We start from the raw sequence: 19,439 nt of genomic DNA on the forward strand, positions 1-19,439 counted from the left end.
CGGCAACCTCACCTCCCAGGTGCGCAACATCGCCCAGGTGACGACGGCGGTGGCCCGGGGCGATCTGTCGCAGAAGATCGATGTCGACGCGCGCGGCGAGATCCTGGAGCTGAAGAACACCATCAACACGATGGTCGACCAGCTCTCGGCCTTCGCCGACCAGGTGACCCGGGTCGCGCGCGAGGTGGGCACGGACGGGCGGCTGGGCGGCCAGGCGCAGGTGCCCGGCGTCGCCGGTGTGTGGCGCGACCTGACCGACTCGGTGAACGGCATGGCCGGCAACCTCACGGCGCAGGTGCGCAACATCGCGCAGGTGGCGACGGCGGTGGCGCGGGGTGATCTGTCGCAGAAGATCACCGTGGACGCGCGCGGGGAGATCCTGGAGCTGAAGAACACCCTGAACACGATGGTGGACCAGCTGTCGTCGTTCGCCCAGGAGGTCACACGTGTGGCCCGTGAGGTGGGTACGGAGGGCATCCTGGGCGGTCAGGCCGAGGTGCAGGGCGTCTCCGGCACCTGGAAGGACCTCACCCAGTCCGTGAACGGCATGGCGAACAACCTGACCATCCAGGTCCGCAACATCGCCGAGGTCACGACCGCGGTCGCGCGGGGCGATCTGTCGAAGAAGATCACCGTCGACGCCAAGGGCGAGATCCTGGAGCTGGTCACGACCGTCAACACGATGGTCGACCAGCTGTCGAGCTTCGCCGAGCAGGTGACCCGGGTGGCCCGTGAGGTGGGCACCGAGGGCATTCTCGGCGGCCAGGCGCATGTGCCGGGTGTCACGGGCATCTGGAAGGACCTGAGCGACAACGTCAACCTGATGGCGAAGAACCTCACCACTCAGGTGCGGAACATCTCGCAGGTGTCGGCGGCGGTCGCCAACGGTGACCTGACCCGGCAGGTCACGATCGAGGCGCGCGGTGAGGTGGCGCAGCTCGCGGACACCATCAACACGATGGTCAAGACGCTGAGTTCGTTCGCCGAGCAGGTCACGAAGGTCGCGCGTGAGGTGGGCACGGACGGCATCCTGGGCGGGCAGGCGCACGTGCCCGGTGTGGCGGGGACGTGGAAGGACCTCACCGAGTCGGTGAACCAGATGGCGTCCAACCTGACCGGCCAGGTGCGCAACATCGCCATGGTGACCACGGCCATCGCCAAGGGTGACCTGACGAAGAAGATCGACATCGATGCCCGCGGCGAGATCCTGGAGCTGAAGACGACCATCAACACGATGGTCGACCAGCTGTCGTCGTTCGCCGAGGAGGTCACCCGCGTCGCCCGCGAGGTGGGTACGGAAGGGCAGTTGGGCGGTCAGGCACGCGTGCGTGACGTCGACGGCACCTGGCGGGACCTGACCGAGTCGGTGAACGAGATGGCCGGGAACCTGACCCGGCAGGTGCGTGCCATCGCGCGCGTGGCGACCGCGGTGACCCGGGGCGATCTGAACCTGAAGATCGACGTGGACGCGTCCGGGGAGATCCAGGAACTCCAGGACTACATCAACAAGATGATCGCCAACCTGCGCGACACCACGATCGCCAACAAGGAGCAGGACTGGCTCAAGGGCAACCTGGCCCGGATCTCGGCGCTGATGCAGGGCCGCCGCGACCTGGAGGACGTGGCCTCGCTGATCATGAGCGAGCTGACGCCGGTGGTGTCCGCCCAGCACGGCGCGTTCTTCCTCGCCATGCCGCTCGTCGACGGCGAGGACGTGAACGCCGCCGACGACGACCAGTACGAGCTGCGGATGCTCGGCAGCTACGGCTACTCGATGGGCTCCATGCCGACGTCGTTCCAGCCCGGTGAGACGCTGATCGGGACGGCCGCCACGGAGAAGCGCACGATCCTCATGGAGAGCGCGCCCAGCGGCTACCTGAAGATCTCCTCGGGGCTCGGCGAGGCGCCGCCCGCGCAGGTGATCGTGCTGCCGGTGCTGTTCGAGGGGAAGGTGCTCGGCGTCATCGAGCTGGCGTCCTTCACGCCGTTCACGCAGATCCAGAAGGACTTCCTGAACCAGATCGCGGAGATGATCGCCACCAGCGTCAACACCATCTCCGTCAACACCAAGACCGAGCTGCTGCTGGCGCAGTCCCAGGAGCTGACCGAGCAACTGCGCGAGCGCTCGGCCGAGTTGGAGCAGCGGCAGAAGGCCCTGCAGGCGTCCAACGCCGAACTGGAGGAGAAGGCCGAGCTGCTGGCCCGGCAGAACCGCGACATCGAGGTGAAGAACACCGAGATCGAGGAGGCGCGGCAGGTCCTGGAGGAGCGCGCCGAGCAGCTCGCGGTGTCGATGCGCTACAAGAGCGAGTTCCTGGCCAACATGTCGCACGAGCTGCGTACGCCGCTGAACTCGCTGCTGATCCTGGCCAAGCTGCTCGCCGACAACGCCGAGGGGAACCTCTCCCCGAAGCAGGTCGAGTTCGCCGAGACGATCCACGGGGCCGGCTCGGACCTGCTCCAGCTCATCAACGACATCCTCGACCTGTCGAAGGTCGAGGCGGGAAAGATGGACGTCTCCCCGACGCGGATCGCGCTCGTCCAGCTCGTGGACTACGTGGAGGCCACCTTCCGGCCGCTGACCGCGGAGAAGGGCCTGGACCTGTCGGTGCGGGTGTCGCCGGAGCTGCCGGCCACCCTGCACACCGACGAGCAGCGGCTGCTGCAGGTGCTGCGCAACCTGCTGTCGAACGCGGTCAAGTTCACCGACTCGGGGTCGGTGGAGCTGGTGATCAGGCCGGCCCGGGACGACGTGCCGCAGCGGATCCGGGAGCAGCTGCTGGAGGCCGGGTCGCTGACCGATCCGGACGCCGAGCTGATCGCGTTCTCGGTGACGGACACCGGCATCGGCATCGCGTCCAGCAAGATGCGGGTGATCTTCGAGGCGTTCAAGCAGGCCGACGGCACCACCAGCCGCAAGTACGGCGGGACGGGCCTGGGGCTGTCCATCTCGCGGGAGATCGCGCAGCTGCTCGGCGGTGAGATCCACGCGCAGAGCGAGCCCGGGCGCGGCTCGACGTTCACGCTGTACCTGCCGCTGCACCCCAGTGAGCTGCCGCCGCAGGGCTACCAGCAGCAGCTGCCCTCGCTGGAGGCCGGTGACCTGGTGGCGTCGGCGTCCAGGGTGTCGGATCTGTCGGACGTGGAGGTCGAGACGCCGGCTGAGGTGAAGTCGTACCGCGAGACGCAGAACGGGCCGGCCGCGCTGTTCCGGCGGCGGCGCAGGATGCCCGAGCTGCAGGCGCGCGCGGCGCAGCCGGAGCAGTGGGCGCCCGCGGAGCGGGAGACGGCGCCGAAGACGCAGCGCGGCATCCGCTTCGGCGGGCAGAAGGTGCTGATCGTCGACGACGACATCCGCAACGTCTTCGCGCTGACCAGCGTCCTGGAGCAGCACGGCCTGTCCGTGCTGTACGCCGAGAACGGCCGTGAGGGCATCGAGGTGCTGGAACAGCACGACGACGTGGCGGTCGTGCTGATGGACATCATGATGCCCGAGATGGACGGGTACGCGACGACCACGGCGATCCGGAGGATGCCGCAGTTCGCCGGGCTGCCGATCATCGCGCTGACCGCGAAGGCGATGAAGGGCGACCGCGAGAAGGCGATCGAGTCGGGCGCCTCCGACTACGTCACCAAGCCGGTCGACCCCGATCACCTGCTCACGGTGATGGATCAGTGGATGCGGGGGGAATGAGGGAAGCGTCGGGCCGTCGCGCGAGCGTGGCGGGAAGGTTTGGTGTCCACGCGGTGTCGCCGACTCGATGTGCGCACGGTCGTCTAGAAGGACGAGATCCGGGGAACCTTCTGATCTCCTGCGGCGTTTCCGCTACGTGCACGACGGTATGCACAGTGACATCGCGGTGACAGGGTGTGTCGACAGGCGGGGTGCGGCTACGATGACCGGCACAAGGACGGGCGGCGCAAGGGAGTCGTCCCCTGGGGCGGCACCCACCGGTGCATCCTCAGGTCCTGCGGACAGGGGAGGCCCCACGCCGGGGCGAGGAGGGCGGGCCATGGTGCAGAAGGCCAAGATCCTCCTGGTCGATGACCGGCCGGAGAATCTGCTGGCGCTGGAGGCGATCCTCTCTGCGCTCGATCAGACGCTGGTGCGGGCATCGTCCGGGGAGGAAGCGCTCAAAGCGCTGCTCACGGACGACTTCGCGGTCATCCTGCTGGACGTCCAGATGCCGGGCATGGACGGCTTCGAGACGGCGGCGCACATCAAGCGGCGCGAGCGGACCCGGGACATCCCGATCATCTTCCTGACGGCGATCAACCACGGGCCGCACCACACCTTCCGGGGGTACGCGGCCGGAGCGGTCGACTACATCTCCAAGCCGTTCGACCCGTGGGTGCTGCGCGCGAAGGTCTCCGTCTTCGTCGAGCTGTACATGAAGAACTGCCAGCTGCGCGAACAGGCGTCGCTGCTGCGGCTGCAGTTGGAGGGCAACGGCAAGGACGCGGGCGGCGAGGCGAAGGAGCCGGCCGGTCTGCTCGCGGAGCTCTCCGCGCGGCTCGCGGCCGTCGAGGAGCAGGCCGAGGCGCTGACGAAGCAGCTCAACGACGACTCGACGGACGCCGCGGCGGTGGCCACGGCCGCTCATCTGGAGCGCAAGCTCACGGGGTTGCGGCGGGCGCTGGACGCCCTGGAGCCGGGCACCGGGAGCACTTCCTCGGTGTCCTCGCAGAACTGAGGGGCGTACGGGCGGCGTTGTCCGACCGTGAGCGCGCGTCAGTTTCGTGCCCTTTCTGGAGCGACACGAACGGGTGAAGCCGTGGGCACACGTGTCCCCCGTCGTCTCCCCCGGTAACCTCACACCCATGGCCTCACGTCCCTCCGCAGCCAAGAAGCCGCCCGCGAAGAAGGCGGCCCCGAAGGCTCCGGCGAAGAAGGCCGCTGCCAAGAAGGCTCCCGTGAAGAAGGCGCCCGCCCGCAAGGCCGCGGCCAGGAAGGTGGCGCCCAGACCGGCACCGAGCCCTACCGGCGGCGTCTACCGGCTCGTGCGCGCCGTATGGCTCGGCGTGGCGCACGCCGTCGGAGCCGTGTTCCGCGGGGTGGGGCAGGGCGCCAAGAACCTGGACCCCGCCCACCGCAAGGACGGTGTCGCCCTGCTGCTGCTCGGTGTCGCGCTGATCGTCGCCGCGGGCACCTGGGCCGATCTGAAGGGTCCCGTGGGCGACCTGGTCGAGATCCTGGTCACCGGCGCCTTCGGCCGGCTCGATCTGCTCGTCCCGATACTGCTCGCCGTCATCGCCGTACGCTTCATCCGCCACCCGGAGAAGCCCGAGGCCAACGGAAGCATCGTCATCGGCCTGTCCGCGCTGGTCATCGGCGTCCTCGGCCAGGTCCACATCGCGTGCGGCTCACCCGCGCGCGACGACGGCATGCAGGCCATAAGGGACGCCGGCGGCCTCATCGGCTGGGCGACGGCGACCCCGCTGTCGTACACGATGGGCGACGTGCTGGCCGTTCCGCTGCTGGTGCTGCTGACGGTCTTCGGGCTGCTGGTGGTCACGGCCACCCCGGTCAACGCCATCCCGCAGCGGCTGCGGCTGCTCGGCGTGCGGCTCGGGCTCCTGCGCGACCCCGTCGAGGACGAGTTCGGCGAGGACGACGAGCGCTACGAGGAGCAGTGGCGCGAGGCCCTGCCCGCGCGCCCGCGCGGCCGGCGGGCCCCGGCGCCCGCGGCGTACGACCCCGACCACGCCGAGCAGGAGGCACTGTCGCAGCGACGCGGCCGTCCCCGGCGGTCGGCCGTGCCGCAGCCTGAGAACCGGCCCAGGGACGCCGTGGACGTCGCCGCCGCGGCGGCCGCCGCGCTCGACGGCGCCGTGCTGCACGGGATGCCGCCCTCACCGGTCGTCGCCGACCTCACCCAGGGCGTGCGGCCGGGCGACCAGGAGGCGACCACCCCGACGCCCGTGCCCGCCGCCCGTCCCCGGCAGGACCAGCCGGCGCAGGACAGGCCCGAGCCGCAGAAGCCGAGGCCGGGCGTCCGCGACCTCACCAAGGCCCCGCCGGCCGAGCCCCGCGACCTGCCCGCGCGCGCGGAGCAGCTCCAGCTCTCCGGTGACATCACGTACGCGCTGCCCTCGCTCGACCTGCTGGAGCGCGGCGGCCCGGGCAAGGCGCGCAGCGCCGCCAACGACGCCATAGTCGCCGCGCTGACCACCGTCTTCACCGAGTTCAAGGTCGACGCCCGGGTCACCGGCTTCACCCGCGGGCCGACGGTCACGCGCTACGAGGTCGAGCTCGGCCCCGCCGTGAAGGTCGAGCGGATCACCGCGCTGGCGAAGAACATCGCCTACGCCGTCGCCTCCCCGGACGTGCGGATCATCTCCCCGATCCCCGGCAAGTCCGCGGTCGGCATCGAGATCCCCAACACCGACCGGGAGATGGTCAACCTCGGCGACGTGCTGCGCCTGGCGGAGTCCGCCGAGGACGACGACCCGATGCTGGTGGCGTTCGGCAAGGACGTCGAGGGCGGCTACGTCATGCACTCGCTGGCGAAGATGCCGCACATGCTGGTCGCCGGCGCCACCGGCTCCGGCAAGTCGTCCTGCATCAACTGCCTGATCACCTCGGTCATGATGCGGGCGACCCCCGAAAACGTCCGGATGATCCTCGTCGACCCCAAGCGCGTCGAGCTGACGGCCTACGAGGGCATCCCGCACCTGATCACGCCGATCATCACGAATCCCAAGCGGGCCGCCGAGGCGCTCCAGTGGGTCGTGCGCGAGATGGACCTGCGCTACGACGACCTGGCCGCCTACGGCTACCGGCACATCGACGACTTCAACAAGGCGGTGCGCGAGGGCAGGGTCAAGCCGCCCGAGGGCAGCGAGCGCGAGCTCCAGCCGTACCCGTACCTGCTGGTCATCGTCGACGAGCTCGCCGACCTGATGATGGTGGCGCCGCGGGACGTCGAGGACGCGATCGTGCGCATCACGCAGCTCGCCCGCGCCGCCGGCATCCACCTGGTGCTCGCCACGCAGCGGCCGTCGGTGGACGTCGTCACCGGTCTGATCAAGGCGAACGTGCCCTCCCGGCTCGCCTTCGCCACCTCCTCGCTAGCCGACTCGCGCGTCATCCTCGACCAGCCGGGCGCCGAGAAGCTCATCGGCAAGGGCGACGGGCTGTTCCTGCCGATGGGGGCCAACAAGCCCACCCGTATGCAGGGCGCCTTCGTCACCGAGGAGGAGATCGCCGGGATCGTCCGCCACTGCAAGGAGCAGATGACGCCCGTCTTCCGGGACGACGTCGTGGTGGGCACCAAGCAGAAGAAGGAGATCGACGAGGACATCGGCGACGACCTCGACCTGCTGTGCCAGGCGGCCGAGCTGGTCGTCTCCACGCAGTTCGGCTCGACGTCCATGCTCCAGCGCAAGCTGCGCGTCGGCTTCGCCAAGGCAGGACGGCTGATGGACCTCATGGAGTCCCGGAACATCGTGGGACCGAGTGAGGGGTCGAAGGCACGTGACGTTCTTGTGAAGCCTGATGAGCTGGATGGCGTGCTCGCCCTGATCCGGGGGGAGTCTGAAGGGTAGGGAAACGAGACACGGTGATCGCCTCACGGGGCGTTACGTCAGACGGGTGTCCTGATCGTGACGCATCCGTGAGGGAACACCGGGCAACCGTTTCCCTTCGGCGTACGTCAAGTTGTGCGAAGCGACATGCCGTGAATCCGCCATCGGACTGTCGGGCCATTCCGATGGCGTACAAAGTGTCACCGCCCGGTTGCCCCACCGTTTTGTACCCCCCCTAGACTGAACTTCCAGCACAGGCGGCTACACGCTCGAAAGGCGCCCCCGTGTCCATCGGCAACTCCCCTGAAGACGAGCGTCCGTTCGAAGACGAGCACGTCGAAGCAGACAGTGAGGAAGCCCGCCCCTCCATCGGCACCGTCCTGCGGCAGGCCCGTATCGCCGCCGGGCTGACCGTCGACGACGTCAGTAGCGCCACCCGGGTCCGCATCAACATCGTGCACGCGATCGAGGCGGACGACTTCAGCCCCTGCGGCGGTGACGTCTACGCCCGCGGGCACATCAGGACCCTGGCCAAGGCCGTCCACCTCGACCCCGAGGCGCTGCTCGCGCAGTACGGCGACGAGCACGGCGGACGCCCGGCGCCGACCTCGGCAGCCCCCCTCTTCGAGGCGGAGCGCATCCGTCCGGAGCGGCGCGGTCCCAACTGGACCGCGGCCATGGTCGCCGCGATCGTCGCCGTGATCGGCTTCGTCGGGTTCACCCTGTTCCAGGGCGGCGACGACAGCGGCGACGGCGCGACCGTGGCCGAGGGCTCCTCGCCCAGCGACTCCGCCTCCCCGACCACCAAGACCAAGAAGCCCGCCGACCCCGAGCCCCAGCCTTCGGACAGCGCCATCGCGGCCGCCCCGCAGGACAAGGTGACCGTCCGGGTGGCTGCCACCGACGGCCGCAGCTGGATCGCCGCCAAGGACCACAACGGCCGGATGCTGTTCGACGGCGTCCTCAAGCAGGGCGACACCAAGACCTTTCAGGACACCTCCAAGATCAACCTCGTCCTCGGCGACGCCGGCGCGATCGACCTCTTCGTCAACGGCAAGAGGATCGAAGAGGACTTCCAGCCGGGTTCCGTCGAACGCCTGACCTACACCAAGGGCGACCCCGAAGCCGGGTGACCGGCCCGAAGGGGTGCGGAACGTACGGGGTTGGCCGTGATCGGCCAACCCCGTCGACGTGGGGTGTCAGCGGGACGAAGTAGTCTTGAGCCCATGCCTGAACGCCGTACCGTCGCACTGGTCACCCTTGGCTGCGCCCGTAACGAGGTGGACTCGGAGGAGCTCGCAGGCCGTTTGGAGGCGGACGGCTGGCAGCTCGTGGAGGACGCCGGGGACGCGGACGTCGCCGTCGTGAACACCTGCGGCTTCGTCGAAGCCGCCAAGAAGGACTCCGTCGACGCCCTCCTGGAAGCCAACGATCTCAAGGGACACGGCAGAACCCAGGCCGTCGTGGCGGTCGGCTGCATGGCCGAGCGCTACGGCAAGGAACTCGCCGAGGCCCTCCCGGAAGCCGACGGCGTGCTCGGGTTCGACGACTACTCGCACATCTCCGACCGCCTCCAGACCATCCTGTCCGGCGGCGTCCACGCCTCGCACACCCCGCGCGACCGGCGCAAGCTGCTGCCCATCAGCCCCGCCCAGCGACAGGAGTCGGCCGCCGAGGTCGCCCTGCCGGGGCACGCCCCCGCCGACCTCCCGGCGGGCCTCGCTCCGGCGTCCGGCCCCCGCGCGCCCCTGCGCCGGCGGCTGGACGGCTCCCCGGTCGCCTCCGTGAAGCTCGCCTCCGGCTGCGACCGGCGCTGCTCCTTCTGCGCCATCCCGTCCTTCCGCGGCTCCTTCATCTCGCGCCGCCCGAGCGACGTGCTCAACGAGACGCGGTGGCTGGCCGAGCAGGGCGTCAAGGAGGTCATGCTGGTCTCCGAGAACAACACCTCCTACGGCAAGGACCTGGGCGACATCCGCCTGCTGGAGTCGCTGCTGCCCGAGCTCGCCGAGGTCGACGGCATCGAGCGGGTCCGCGTCAGCTACCTCCAGCCGGCCGAGATGCGGCCCGGCCTGATCGACGTGCTGACCTCGACCCCTAAGGTCGCGCCCTACTTCGACCTGTCCTTCCAGCACTCCGCGCCCGGCGTGCTGCGCGCCATGCGCCGCTTCGGCGACACCGACCGGTTCCTGGAACTGCTCGACACCATCCGGAGCAAGGCGCCCGAGGCCGGTGTGCGCTCCAACTTCATCGTCGGCTTCCCCGGCGAGAGCGAGGCCGACCTCGCCGAACTGGAGCGCTTCCTGAACGGCGCCCGCCTCGACGCCATCGGCGTCTTCGGCTACTCCGACGAGGAGGGCACCGAGGCGGCGGCCTACGACGACAAGCTCCACGAGGACGTCGTCGCCGAGCGGCTGGCCCGCGTCTCGCGGCTCGCCGAGGAGCTCGTCTCGCAGCGCGCCGAGGAGCGCGTCGGCCAGACCGTCCACGTCCTCGTCGAGTCCGTCGACGACGAGGAGGGCGTCCACGGCCGCGCCGAGCACCAGGCGCCCGAGACGGACGGCCAGGTGCTGCTCACGAGCGGCACGGGCCTGAGCGCCGGCCGTATGGTCGAGGCGAAGGTGGTCGGCACGGAAGGTGTCGACCTGGTGGCCGAGCCCCTGCAGAGCTCGTTCGCGTCGCCTGCGTGGAGTGAGGAGGCGGGCAGATGACGGGTGTCCCGGCATCCGCGGCGGGAGGTGCCTCCGGCGCGAGGAGGGCCGTGGCCGGTGCCGCGCCCGCGTCCTCCACGGCCGCGGGAGCGGTGCCCGGAGCGGCGCTGGGACGTGCGGCCGCCCGGTCGGCCGACGGCGGGGCGTCCGGTGCGGGGGGACCCGGTGGCGCCTCCGGTGCGGGACCCGGCCAGGGCACGGGCGAGGCGTTCGAGGCGCAGCCTGGTACGGGCCCCGCCGGGGTGTCCGAGGCGGGGAGTGCCGTGGCCGTTCCCGGGGCGTCCGGCGCGGGGTCCGGTGCGGCCGCCGCCGGTGCGGGCCCGGAGGGACCCGGAGCCCCGGAGCCGCGGCCCGGAGTGTCCGAGGGCGCGGGGGTGCCAGAGGGGCCGTGCGTCGAGGCCCAGGGGGACGGGAAGACACCGCGCGGCGCGAAGCTGGCGGCCGCCGCCGTCAACCAGGCCAGCGTCTGGAACATCGCCAACCTGCTGACCATGCTCCGGCTCGTCCTCGTACCGGGGTTCGTGGCGCTGATCCTGGCGAACGGCGGCTACGACCCCGCCTGGCGGTCGTTCGCCTGGGCGGCCTTCGCCATCGCCATGATCACCGACCTCTTCGACGGTCACCTGGCCCGCACCTACAACCTGGTGACGGACTTCGGGAAGATCGCCGACCCCATCGCCGACAAGGCGATCATGGGAGCGGCGCTGATCTGCCTGTCCGTGCTCGGGGACCTGCCCTGGTGGGTGACCGGCGTCATCCTCGGGCGGGAACTCGGCATCACCCTGCTGCGTTTCTGGGTCATCCGGTACGGGGTCATCCCCGCGAGCCGCGGAGGCAAGCTCAAGACCCTCACCCAGGGCGTGGCCGTGGGCATGTACGTGCTGGCGCTGACGGGGTGGCTGGCCACGCTGAGATGGTGGGTGATGGCCGCGGCGGTCGTACTGACCGTCGTGACCGGGCTCGACTATGTGAAACAGGCCATTGTGCTGCGCCGGCAGGGAATCGCCGCGCGCGAGGCCGCGTTGGAGGAGAAGCAAGCGTGAGTTCCACGGCCACCCACGTGGTGCGACTACTCACAGTGAAGGGCGAGACGCTCGCCGTCGCGGAGTCGCTGACCGGTGGCCTCGTGGCAGCGGAGGTCACGTCGGTCCCCGGGGCGTCCAAGGTCTTCCGGGGCTCGGTGACGGCCTACGCCACCGACCTGAAGCACGAACTGCTCGGTGTCGACGCCACTCTCCTGGCGGCACGCGGAGCGGTGGATGCGCAGGTCGCGGCCCAGATGGCGGCGGGCGTCCGCAAGGCGCTCGGCACCGACTGGGGTATCGCGACCACCGGCGTCGCCGGTCCGGAGCAACAGGACGGCCGGCCGGTCGGCACGGTCTTCGTGGCCGTGCACGGGCCTTTCACGCCGGATTCCCGGTCTGCCCGCGGCGGAAAGGTGGAGGCTCTGCGGTTGAACGGCGACCGCGCGGAAATTCGTAGAGAGAGTGTACGGAGCGTACTCGCACTGCTCTTCAAGGAGCTTGCGGGCGAACAGACTGGGAATGAGCGGGCACAGGATACGGAACGGAACGGGGGGTTTTGATGTTTGCAGCCCTGAGTGAACACGACATCGCTCCCCGCACGGCCGCGGCGCAAGGCGGTACGGTGGGGCGTAATGGATGCGGCTACGCGGTCCGAGGAGGGAGCCACCGATGATTCTGCTCCGTCGCCTGCTGGGTGACGTGCTGCGTCGGCAGCGCCAGCGCCAGGGCCGTACTCTGCGCGAAGTCTCCTCGTCCGCCCGAGTCTCACTCGGCTATCTCTCCGAGGTGGAGCGGGGGCAGAAGGAGGCTTCCTCCGAGCTGCTCTCCGCCATCTGCGACGCGTTGGACGTACGGATGTCCGAGCTCATGCGGGAAGTGAGCGACGAGCTCGCCCTCGCCGAGCTGGCCCAGTCTGCAGCGGCCACCCCCAGCGAGCCTGTGCCCACGCCGGTACGACCGATGCTCGGTTCCGTCTCGGTGACCGGCGTGCCACCGGAACGGGTGACCATCAAGGCGCCTGCCGAAGCGGTGAACGTCGTCGCCGCGTGAGGCTCCGCGCTCGCGCGACCTGAACGAGGCCCCGGCCGGGCCTCTCCGGGAGATCCGGAGGGGTGCCGCCCGGGGCTTTCGCACGTCTGCCGCCCTCGGGCGGCTCGCGCCTCCCACGCCTGACGACACGTGTCCGGTATGCGTGCGTTTGCCGGTGCGGCGTCCGGCCGTCATCGTTGAAGGGATCGCCGGGGGACAGTCCACGGAGGTGCTGATGTACGTCGTGAAGAGCCCGTTGTCGGACGCGAACCTCAAGGTCGTCTCCGAAGCGCTGCAGGGCGCCCTCGTCGACCTGGTGGACCTCGCCCTCGTGGCGAAGCAGATCCACTGGAACGTGGTGGGGCCGCGTTTCCGCTCCGTGCATCTCCAGCTCGACGAGGTCGTCGACACCGCGCGGAGGTACTCCGACACCGTGGCGGAGCGGGCCGCGGCCCTCGGTATCTCGCCCGACGGGCGGGCCGCGACGGTGGCCGTGGGCAGCGGCATCGGCGTGACGCCCGAGGGGTGGGTGGACGACACGGCCGCCGTCGGGACACTCGTCGAGGCACTGGGCGCCGTCATCACCCGGATGCGGGAGCGGGTCGGGTCGACCGCTGATCCCGATCCGGTGAGCCAGGACATCTTCATCCAGATCACGGCGGACCTGGAGAAGCATCACTGGATGTTCCAGGCCGAGAACGGGTGACGCGAGCCGGCGCGGCAGCGGCAGGCGGATCGGCCCCGCGGCCGGCCAGGGGTCTCGTACGTGCGGGCCGCGCGGCCCGGTGCCTGCGCGGTGTGCGCGGCATACGGAGTGCGGGCCGCGTGCGGGATACGCGCGGCGCGCGGGGCATCCGAGGAGCTCGTGGCCCGGGGAATGCACCGGTGTACGGGTCGTGCGCCCTGCCTCCGCGCCCGGGTTGCCGCATACCGTCTGGCCGGAGGTGGCGGCCATGGCGGCGATAGGGCGCTGGGGGGTCCGCGCGACCGTGCTCGGTCTCGGAGGGCTGTGGTGGTGGGCCGTCGTGCGGCTGGTGGCGGTGCCCGGGGCCGGGGTGCTGGAGGCGGCGGTCGCGGCCGGAGGGTGGGGGCTGAGCGTACTGCCGGTTCACTGCGTGCCCAAGGGGCGGGCGAGTGGTGCTCTGGACGCGGGGCGGTGGCGGAGGCTGTGGGGGCTCGGGGGCGGGACGGGGTGCCGCGGAGGGGCTGAGGGGAGGGCAGGGGGTGCCGAGGGTACGGACAGGCAGGGGGCGATCCTGCGCGTGGGCCGGACGGGTCGTCAGTTGATCGCGTCGTGCCGGATGCGCCGGGTGGGAGCCGGGGCCGGGCCCGGCTGGCAGGTGGGGCACCAGTACGTGGGGCGGTCGCGGGAGCCGTCGCCCTGGTCGGCGTCCCGGATGGGCGTGCGGCAGCGCAGGCATGGCCGGGGGGAGCGGCCGTAGACGAAGAGGTCCTGACCGCGGCGGCCCGTCGTGCTGCGGATCGGGCGGTCGCGGTTCGCCTCCAGCAGCTTCTTGGCCAGGACCGGCAGCTTCGCGGCCCGGTCGGCCGGCAGGTCGCCCACGGGGAGCCAGGGGGTGACGCGGAGCAGGAAGCAGAGCTCGCACTTGTAGACGTTGCCGATGCCGGCCAGGTTGCGCTGGTCCAGCAGGGCCTCGCCGAGGGGGCGTGCGGGGGCCTGCAAGAGGTTGGCGAGGGCACGGTCGGGGTCCCAGTCCGGACCCAGGAGGTCGGGGCCGAGATGGCCCACCGCGCGGTGTTCCTCTGTGGTGCGCAGGAGTTCGAGCACGGGAAGGCGGTAGCCGACGGCTGTGCGGTCCGCGTTGCCGAGGATCGCCCGGATCTGGTGCCCGGGGCCGCCGGTCCACCGCCTGCCGTTCTCGTAGATCTTCCAGGCGCCGTCCATCCGCAGATGGGAGTGGAGGGTCAGACCGCCCTCGACGCGGGTGAGGAGGTGCTTGCCGCGCGCGGTGACGTCCAGGACCCTGCGGCCCGTGAGGTCGGCCGTGGCGAAGCGGGGCACCCGGAGGTCGCTGCGGGTCAGCACCTCGTCGGCGAGGGCGCTGTGCAGGCGTTTCGCGGTCTGCCAGACCGTGTCTCCTTCGGGCATGGGTCAAGGGTGGCACGGGGGCGGGTGTTCGGGGGGTACGGCGGTGAGGGGCGGGCCGTGTGTGGGGTGCTGCGGGGTCGTGGGAGGCCTCCGGGGGTGATCGTCAGGCGCGCAGGCGGAGCCCGCGGGGAGTCGCGACGAAACCCGCGCCTTCCAGGAGGCCGCCGATGACAGAGGTCAGAGCCTGGGCGCCGTTGACGCGCTCGACGGTCACCGTGCCGAGGGAGCCCGCTCGGGCCGCCGAGGCGAGGGCCTCGGCGGCCGGGCGCAGGCGGGGATCGTCGGTGGGGTCGCCGTCCGGGTCGGTGGGCCAGGCGAGCAGGGTCTTGCCGCCGCGCTCCATGTAGAGCGTCAGCTCACCGTCCACCAGCACCACCAGGGAGCCCGCTTTGCGGCCCGGCTTGTGCCCGGCGCCGGACGGGGGCTCGGGCCAGGGCAGGGCGGCGCCGTAGGCGTTCGCCGGGTCGGCGGCGGCGAGGACGACGGCACGGGACCCGTCGGGACGGGAGCGGCCGCCCGGGAGGCCCGAGCCGTGGGGTGCGCGTCCGCCGTTCTGCCAGGGCGGGGCGCTCTGCGGTGCGCGGTCGCGGGGCGAGACCCACTCGTCGCGGGACGGCCGGGCGGTGTCGAAGGGGCCGCTACCCAGGGCGGGGAAGCCGTCGGGGCCGGGGTCGCCGGTGTGGTCGCTGCTGGGGGCGGAGTCGTCCGGTCCGGCGAAGTCGTGCGCGGGGAACGGGTCGGGGTCGAGGCCCGGGGGAGGGCCGGGCAGGTCCTCGCCGCGGTCGCGGGCGTTGGACACCGCGCGCAGACGGTCCACCGCGCCGTCCATCGCGAACTGCGCGGCGCCGAGCCCCTCCACCACGTAGCCGCGGCGGGCCTGGCCGCTCTCCTCGAAGACGGACAGCACGCGGTACGTCGCCGAGAAGCCACCCTCGACGCCCTCCGCCGAGACCGCGCCCCGCGTGACGACGCCGTGCCGGTCGAGGAGGGTGCGGGCGAGGGCGTGGGCGCGCACGGTGGGGTCGGGCTCGTGCGCGGGGAGCAGCGACCAGCGGCCGGCGACCGTGGGCGGGCCGGAGCGGGACGCCGTACGGGCCGCGGCCGTGAGGGAGCCGTAGCGGCCGCGCGGGACGGAACGCTTGGCGCGGTGCGCCGTGGAGCCCGCCGTGCGGCCCGAGCCGAGCAGGGCGCGCAGGGGCGTGAGCGTGTCGTTGGTCAGACGGCCGGACCAGGCCAGGTCCCACAGCGCGTCGGCCAGCTGCGGATCGCCGGCCTCCGGGTGGGTGGCCCGCACCCGGTCGGCGATCTGACGGAAGAACAGGCCGTAGCCGCCGGAGAGGGCGTCCAGGACGGACCGGTGGAGGGCGGTCAGCTCCAACGGGTGCGGGGGTGGCAGGAGCAGGGGGGCCGCGTCGGCCAGGTAGAGGCAGACCCAGCCGTCCTTGCCGGGGAGGGAACCCGCCCCCGCCCAGACGACCTCCCCGGTGGCGGTGAGTTCGTCCAGCATCGCCGGGGTGTAGTTCGCGACCCGGGAGGGCAGGACGAGCTTCTCCAGGGCGGAGGCCGGCACGGAGGCGCCCTGCAGTTGCTCGATGGCGCGCACCAAGCCGTCGACGCCGCGCAGGGAGTGCCCCCTGCCGATGTGCTGCCACTGGGGGAGGAACTGGGCGAGCGCGGCCGGAGGCACCGGCTCCAGTTCGTGCCGCAGCGCGGCGAGGGAGCGGCGGCGCAGGCGGCGCAGCACGGCCGCGTCGCACCACTCCTGGCCGATCCCGGCCGGGTGGAACTCGCCCTGGACGACCCGGCCCGCCGCGGCGAGCCGCTGGAGGGCGCCCTCGGTGACGGCCACGCCCAGGCCGAAACGCGCCGCGGCCGTCGCCGAGGTGAACGGGCCGTGGGTGCGCGCGTAGCGGGCGAGGAGGTCGCCGAGCGGATCCTTGACGGGCTCGGTGAAGGCCTCGGGGACGCCGACGGGCAGCGCCGTGCCCAGCGCGTCACGCAGTCGGCCCGCGTCCTCGATGGCCGCCCAGTGGCCGGCACCCGCGATCCGGACCCGGATGGCGCGGCGGGCGCCGGCGAGCTCCTCGGCCCAGTGCGGCTCCGCGCCCCGTTCGGTGAGCTCCGCGTCCGTGAGCGGGCCGAGGACGCGGAGCAGGTCCGCGACGCCCTCGGCGTCCTTGACCCGGCGGTCCTCCGTGAGCCACCGCAGCTCACGCTCGAGCTCGGTCAGCACCTCCGCGTCGAGCAGTTCGCGCAGCTCCGCCTGGCCCAGCAGCTCGGCCAGCAACCGGGAGTCCAGCGACAGGGCGGCGGCGCGGCGCTCGGCGAGCGGGGAGTCGCCCTCGTACAGGAACTGGGCGACGTAGCCGAACAGGAGGGAGCGCGCGAAGGGGGACGGCTCCGGGGTGGTGACCTCGACGAGGCGGACCTTGCGGGACTCCAGGTCGCCCATCAGCTCGACGAGGCCGGGAACGTCGAAGACGTCCTGGAGGCACTCGCGGACCGCCTCCAGCACGATCGGGAACGAGCCGAACCCGCTCGCCACCTGCAGCAGCTGGGAGGCGCGCTGCCGCTGCTGCCACAGCGGGGTGCGCTTGCCCGGGTTGCGGCGCGGCAGCAACAGCGCGCGGGCGGCGCACTCGCGGAAACGCGAGGCGAACAGAGCCGAACCGCCCACCTGGTCGGTGACGACCTGGTCGACCTCGCCCTTGTCGAACACGACGTCGGCGGCGCTCACCGGTGCCTGATCGGCGTCGTACTCCCGGCCCGCCTTCACGGGCTCCTGGTCCAGCAGGTCCAGGCCCATCAGGTCCGCGTCCGGCAGGCGCAGCACGATGCCGTCGTCGGCGTGCATGACCTGCGCGTCCATGCCGTACCGCTCGGAGAGCTTCGCGCCGAGGGCGAGCGCCCAGGGGGCGTGCACCTGGGCTCCGAAGGGGGAGTGGACCACGACCCGCCAGTCGCCGAGCTCGTCGCGGAAGCGCTCCACGACGATCGTCCGGTCGTCGGGGATGTGGCCGCAGGCCTCGCGCTGCTCGTCCAGGTACGACAGCACGTTGTCCGCCGCCCAGGCGTCCAGGCCGGCGGCGACGAGGCGGAGCCGGGCGTCGTCCTCGCCCAGCGAACCGACCTCGCGCAGGAAAGCCCCCACCGCCCGGCCCAGCTCCAGCGGCCGTCCCAGCTGGTCGCCCTTCCAGAACGGCAGCCGGCCCGGTACGCCCGGGGCCGGGGAGACCAGGACGCGGTCGCGGGTGATGTCCTCGATGCGCCAGGAGCTCGTGCCGAGGGTGAACACGTCGCCGACGCGGGACTCGTAGACCATCTCCTCGTCGAGCTCGCCGACCCGGCCGCCGCCCTTCTTCGGGTCGGCTCCGGCGAGGAAGACGCCGAAGAGACCGCGGTCGGGGATCGTGCCCCCGGAGGTGACGGCGAGGCGCTGGGCGCCGGGGCGGCCGGTGATCTCGCCGGTGACGCGGTCCCACACCACGCGCGGGCGCAGCTCCGCGAACGCGTCGGACGGGTAGCGGCCGGCCAGCATGTCCAGGACCGCGGCGAAGGCTGACTCGGGGAGCGAGGCGAAGGGGGCGGCGCGGCGGACGGCGGCCAGGAGGTCGTCGAACTGCCACGTGTCCATGGCCGTCATGGCGACGACCTGCTGGGCCAGGACGTCCAGGGGGTTGGCGGGCACCCTGAGGGACTCGATCGCGCCCGTGCGCATGCGCTCGGTGACCACCGCCGCCTGGACCAGGTCGCCGCGGTACTTCGGGAAGACCACGCCGGTGGACACGGCGCCCACCTGGTGCCCCGCGCGGCCGACGCGTTGGAGGCCGGAGGCGACCGAGGGCGGGGACTCGACCTGGACCACGAGGTCGACCGCGCCCATGTCGATGCCCAGTTCGAGGCTGGACGTGGCCACGACCGCCGGGAGGCGGCCGGCCTTGAGGTCCTCCTCGACCTGGGCGCGCTGCTCCTTGGAGACCGAGCCGTGGTGGGCGCGGGCGATGACCTGCGGAGCGCCCTGGACCGCTCCCGAGCCGCCCATGAGCTCGGCGGGGGAGTGGTGCTCGTCGAGGGGCTCGCCCGTGGCCCGCTCGTACGCGATCTCGTTCAGGCGGTTGCACAGGCGCTCCGCGAGGCGGCGGGAGTTCGCGAAGACGATCGTGGAGCGGTGGGACTGGACCAGGTCGGTGATGCGCTCCTCGACGTGCGGCCAGATCGACGGGCGCTCGGCGCCCTCCGAGCCGTCCGACACCGGGGAGCCGCCCAGCTCGCCCAGGTCCTCCACGGGGACGACCACGGACAGGTCGAACTCCTTGCCCGACTCCGGCTGGACGATCTCCACCTTGCGGCGGGGCGAGAGGAACCGGGCCACCTCGTCGACCGGGCGGACCGTCGCGGACAGGCCGATGCGGCGGGCGGGCTTCGGCAGGAGGTCGTCCAGGCGCTCCAGGGAGAGCGCGAGGTGGGCGCCGCGCTTGGTGCCGGCGACCGCGTGCACCTCGTCCAGGATCACCGTGTCGACACCGGCGAGGGCGTCGCGCGTGGCCGACGTGAGCATCAGGAACAGCGACTCGGGCGTCGTGATCAGGATGTCCGGCGGGCGCGTGGCCAGGGCGCGGCGCTCGGCCGGCGGGGTGTCGCCCGAGCGAATCCCCACCGTGACCTCGGGCTCCGGCAGCCCCATTCGCACGGACTCCTGGCGGATGCCGGTCAGGGGGCTGCGGAGATTGCGCTCGACGTCCACTGCCAGGGCCTTGAGGGGGGAGACGTACAGAACGCGGCAGCGCTTCTTGGGGTCGGCCGGGGGTGGGGTCGAGGCGAGCTGGTCCAGGGCGGCGAGGAAGGCGGCCAGGGTCTTCCCGGAGCCGGTGGGGGCCACGACCAGCACGTCCGAGCCCTCGTGGATGGCCTGCCACGCGCCGGCCTGGGCCGTGGTGGGCGCGGGGAACGCGCCCGTGAACCAGGCGCGGGTCGCGGGGGAGAAGCCGTCCAGAGGGCCGGGCACTGTGCTGGGCATGCGTCCATCGTGCACCCCTGCGC

Annotated in this window: 11 protein-coding genes and 1 pseudogene; 10 read left to right on the top strand and 2 right to left on the bottom strand. The window is 71.9% G+C overall.

The genetic code is table 11. The annotated features are described in order from the left end of the window. The 10 genes and pseudogenes from ACFW6P_RS16710 to ACFW6P_RS16755 all read left to right on the top strand — a co-directional run. On the top strand, positions 1-3,694 hold a 3,694-nt coding region (locus tag ACFW6P_RS16710; protein ID WP_386424012.1), incomplete at its 5' end, for a HAMP domain-containing protein. A 319-nt stretch (positions 3,695-4,013) separates the two neighbouring features. Beyond that, positions 4,014-4,694: a two-component system response regulator gene (locus ACFW6P_RS16715; protein ID WP_386352737.1), complete on the top strand. Its 681-nt coding sequence runs from the start codon at positions 4,014-4,016 to the stop codon at positions 4,692-4,694. 127 nt (positions 4,695-4,821) lie between these two features. Then, a complete protein-coding gene (locus ACFW6P_RS16720) occupies positions 4,822-7,548 on the top strand; it encodes a DNA translocase FtsK (protein WP_386424014.1) in 2,727 nt (908 codons plus the stop codon). 263 nt (positions 7,549-7,811) lie between these two features. Next, on the top strand, positions 7,812-8,660 hold the full coding sequence (locus ACFW6P_RS16725) for a helix-turn-helix domain-containing protein (RefSeq protein WP_386352744.1): 849 nt from the start codon (positions 7,812-7,814) through the stop codon (positions 8,658-8,660). Between the two features lie 93 nt (positions 8,661-8,753). Beyond that, positions 8,754-10,235 (top strand): 30S ribosomal protein S12 methylthiotransferase RimO, encoded by a 1,482-nt coding sequence (gene rimO / locus ACFW6P_RS16730; protein WP_386352747.1) that lies wholly within the window; start codon positions 8,754-8,756, stop codon positions 10,233-10,235. Between the two features lie 242 nt (positions 10,236-10,477). Then, complete coding sequence (pgsA, locus tag ACFW6P_RS16735) at positions 10,478-11,278, top strand: CDP-diacylglycerol--glycerol-3-phosphate 3-phosphatidyltransferase (RefSeq protein WP_386352980.1); 801 nt, start codon at positions 10,478-10,480, stop codon at positions 11,276-11,278. Further along, positions 11,275-11,820, top strand: coding sequence for a CinA family protein (locus ACFW6P_RS16740; RefSeq protein ID WP_386352750.1), 546 nt, complete (start codon positions 11,275-11,277; stop codon positions 11,818-11,820). The genes pgsA and ACFW6P_RS16740 overlap by 4 nt, the downstream gene beginning before the upstream one ends. Before the next feature lie 109 nt (positions 11,821-11,929). Further along, positions 11,930-12,310 carry a helix-turn-helix domain-containing protein gene (locus tag ACFW6P_RS16745; RefSeq protein WP_386424016.1) on the top strand — a complete coding sequence of 127 codons (381 nt, stop codon included), beginning with the start codon at positions 11,930-11,932 and terminating at the stop codon, positions 12,308-12,310. A 214-nt stretch (positions 12,311-12,524) separates the two neighbouring features. Next, the gene (locus tag ACFW6P_RS16750) at positions 12,525-12,995 is read left to right on the top strand and encodes a Dps family protein (RefSeq protein WP_386352754.1); all 471 of its coding nucleotides are present in this window, start codon (positions 12,525-12,527) and stop codon (positions 12,993-12,995) included. A 247-nt stretch (positions 12,996-13,242) separates the two neighbouring features. Then, positions 13,243-13,455 (top strand): annotated as a pseudogene (locus ACFW6P_RS16755) (hypothetical protein); the annotation flags it as partial. Positions 13,456-13,568: 113 nt separating this feature from the next. On the opposite strand, the gene ACFW6P_RS16760 reads toward ACFW6P_RS16755, so the two are convergent. Continuing rightward, positions 13,569-14,399 carry an Fpg/Nei family DNA glycosylase gene (locus ACFW6P_RS16760; protein ID WP_386352757.1) on the bottom strand — a complete coding sequence of 277 codons (831 nt, stop codon included), beginning with the start codon at positions 14,397-14,399 and terminating at the stop codon, positions 13,569-13,571. A 103-nt stretch (positions 14,400-14,502) separates the two neighbouring features. Next, a complete protein-coding gene (locus ACFW6P_RS16765; RefSeq protein WP_386352759.1) occupies positions 14,503-19,416 on the bottom strand; it encodes an ATP-dependent helicase in 4,914 nt (1,637 codons plus the stop codon). Positions 19,417-19,439: the final 23 nt, after the last annotated feature.

The organism is Streptomyces sp. NPDC058741 (genome assembly GCF_042746715.1).
GTDB lineage: Bacteria > Actinomycetota > Actinomycetes > Streptomycetales > Streptomycetaceae > Streptomyces.

What these genes read in the sequence shown, in the direction of transcription:
- ACFW6P_RS16715 (WP_386352737.1), top strand. Translation starts at nt 4,014, where the DNA reads ATGGTGCAGAAGGCCAAGATCCTCCTGGTCGATGACCGGCCGGAGAAT.
- ACFW6P_RS16750 (WP_386352754.1), top strand. Translation starts at nt 12,525, where the DNA reads ATGTACGTCGTGAAGAGCCCGTTGTCGGACGCGAACCTCAAGGTCGTC.
- rimO (WP_386352747.1), top strand. Translation starts at nt 8,754, where the DNA reads ATGCCTGAACGCCGTACCGTCGCACTGGTCACCCTTGGCTGCGCCCGT.
- ACFW6P_RS16745 (WP_386424016.1), top strand. Translation starts at nt 11,930, where the DNA reads ATGATTCTGCTCCGTCGCCTGCTGGGTGACGTGCTGCGTCGGCAGCGC.
- ACFW6P_RS16760 (WP_386352757.1), bottom strand. Translation starts at nt 14,399, where the DNA reads ATGCCCGAAGGAGACACGGTCTGGCAGACCGCGAAACGCCTGCACAGC.
- ACFW6P_RS16765 (WP_386352759.1), bottom strand. Translation starts at nt 19,416, where the DNA reads ATGCCCAGCACAGTGCCCGGCCCTCTGGACGGCTTCTCCCCCGCGACC.
- ACFW6P_RS16720 (WP_386424014.1), top strand. Translation starts at nt 4,822, where the DNA reads ATGGCCTCACGTCCCTCCGCAGCCAAGAAGCCGCCCGCGAAGAAGGCG.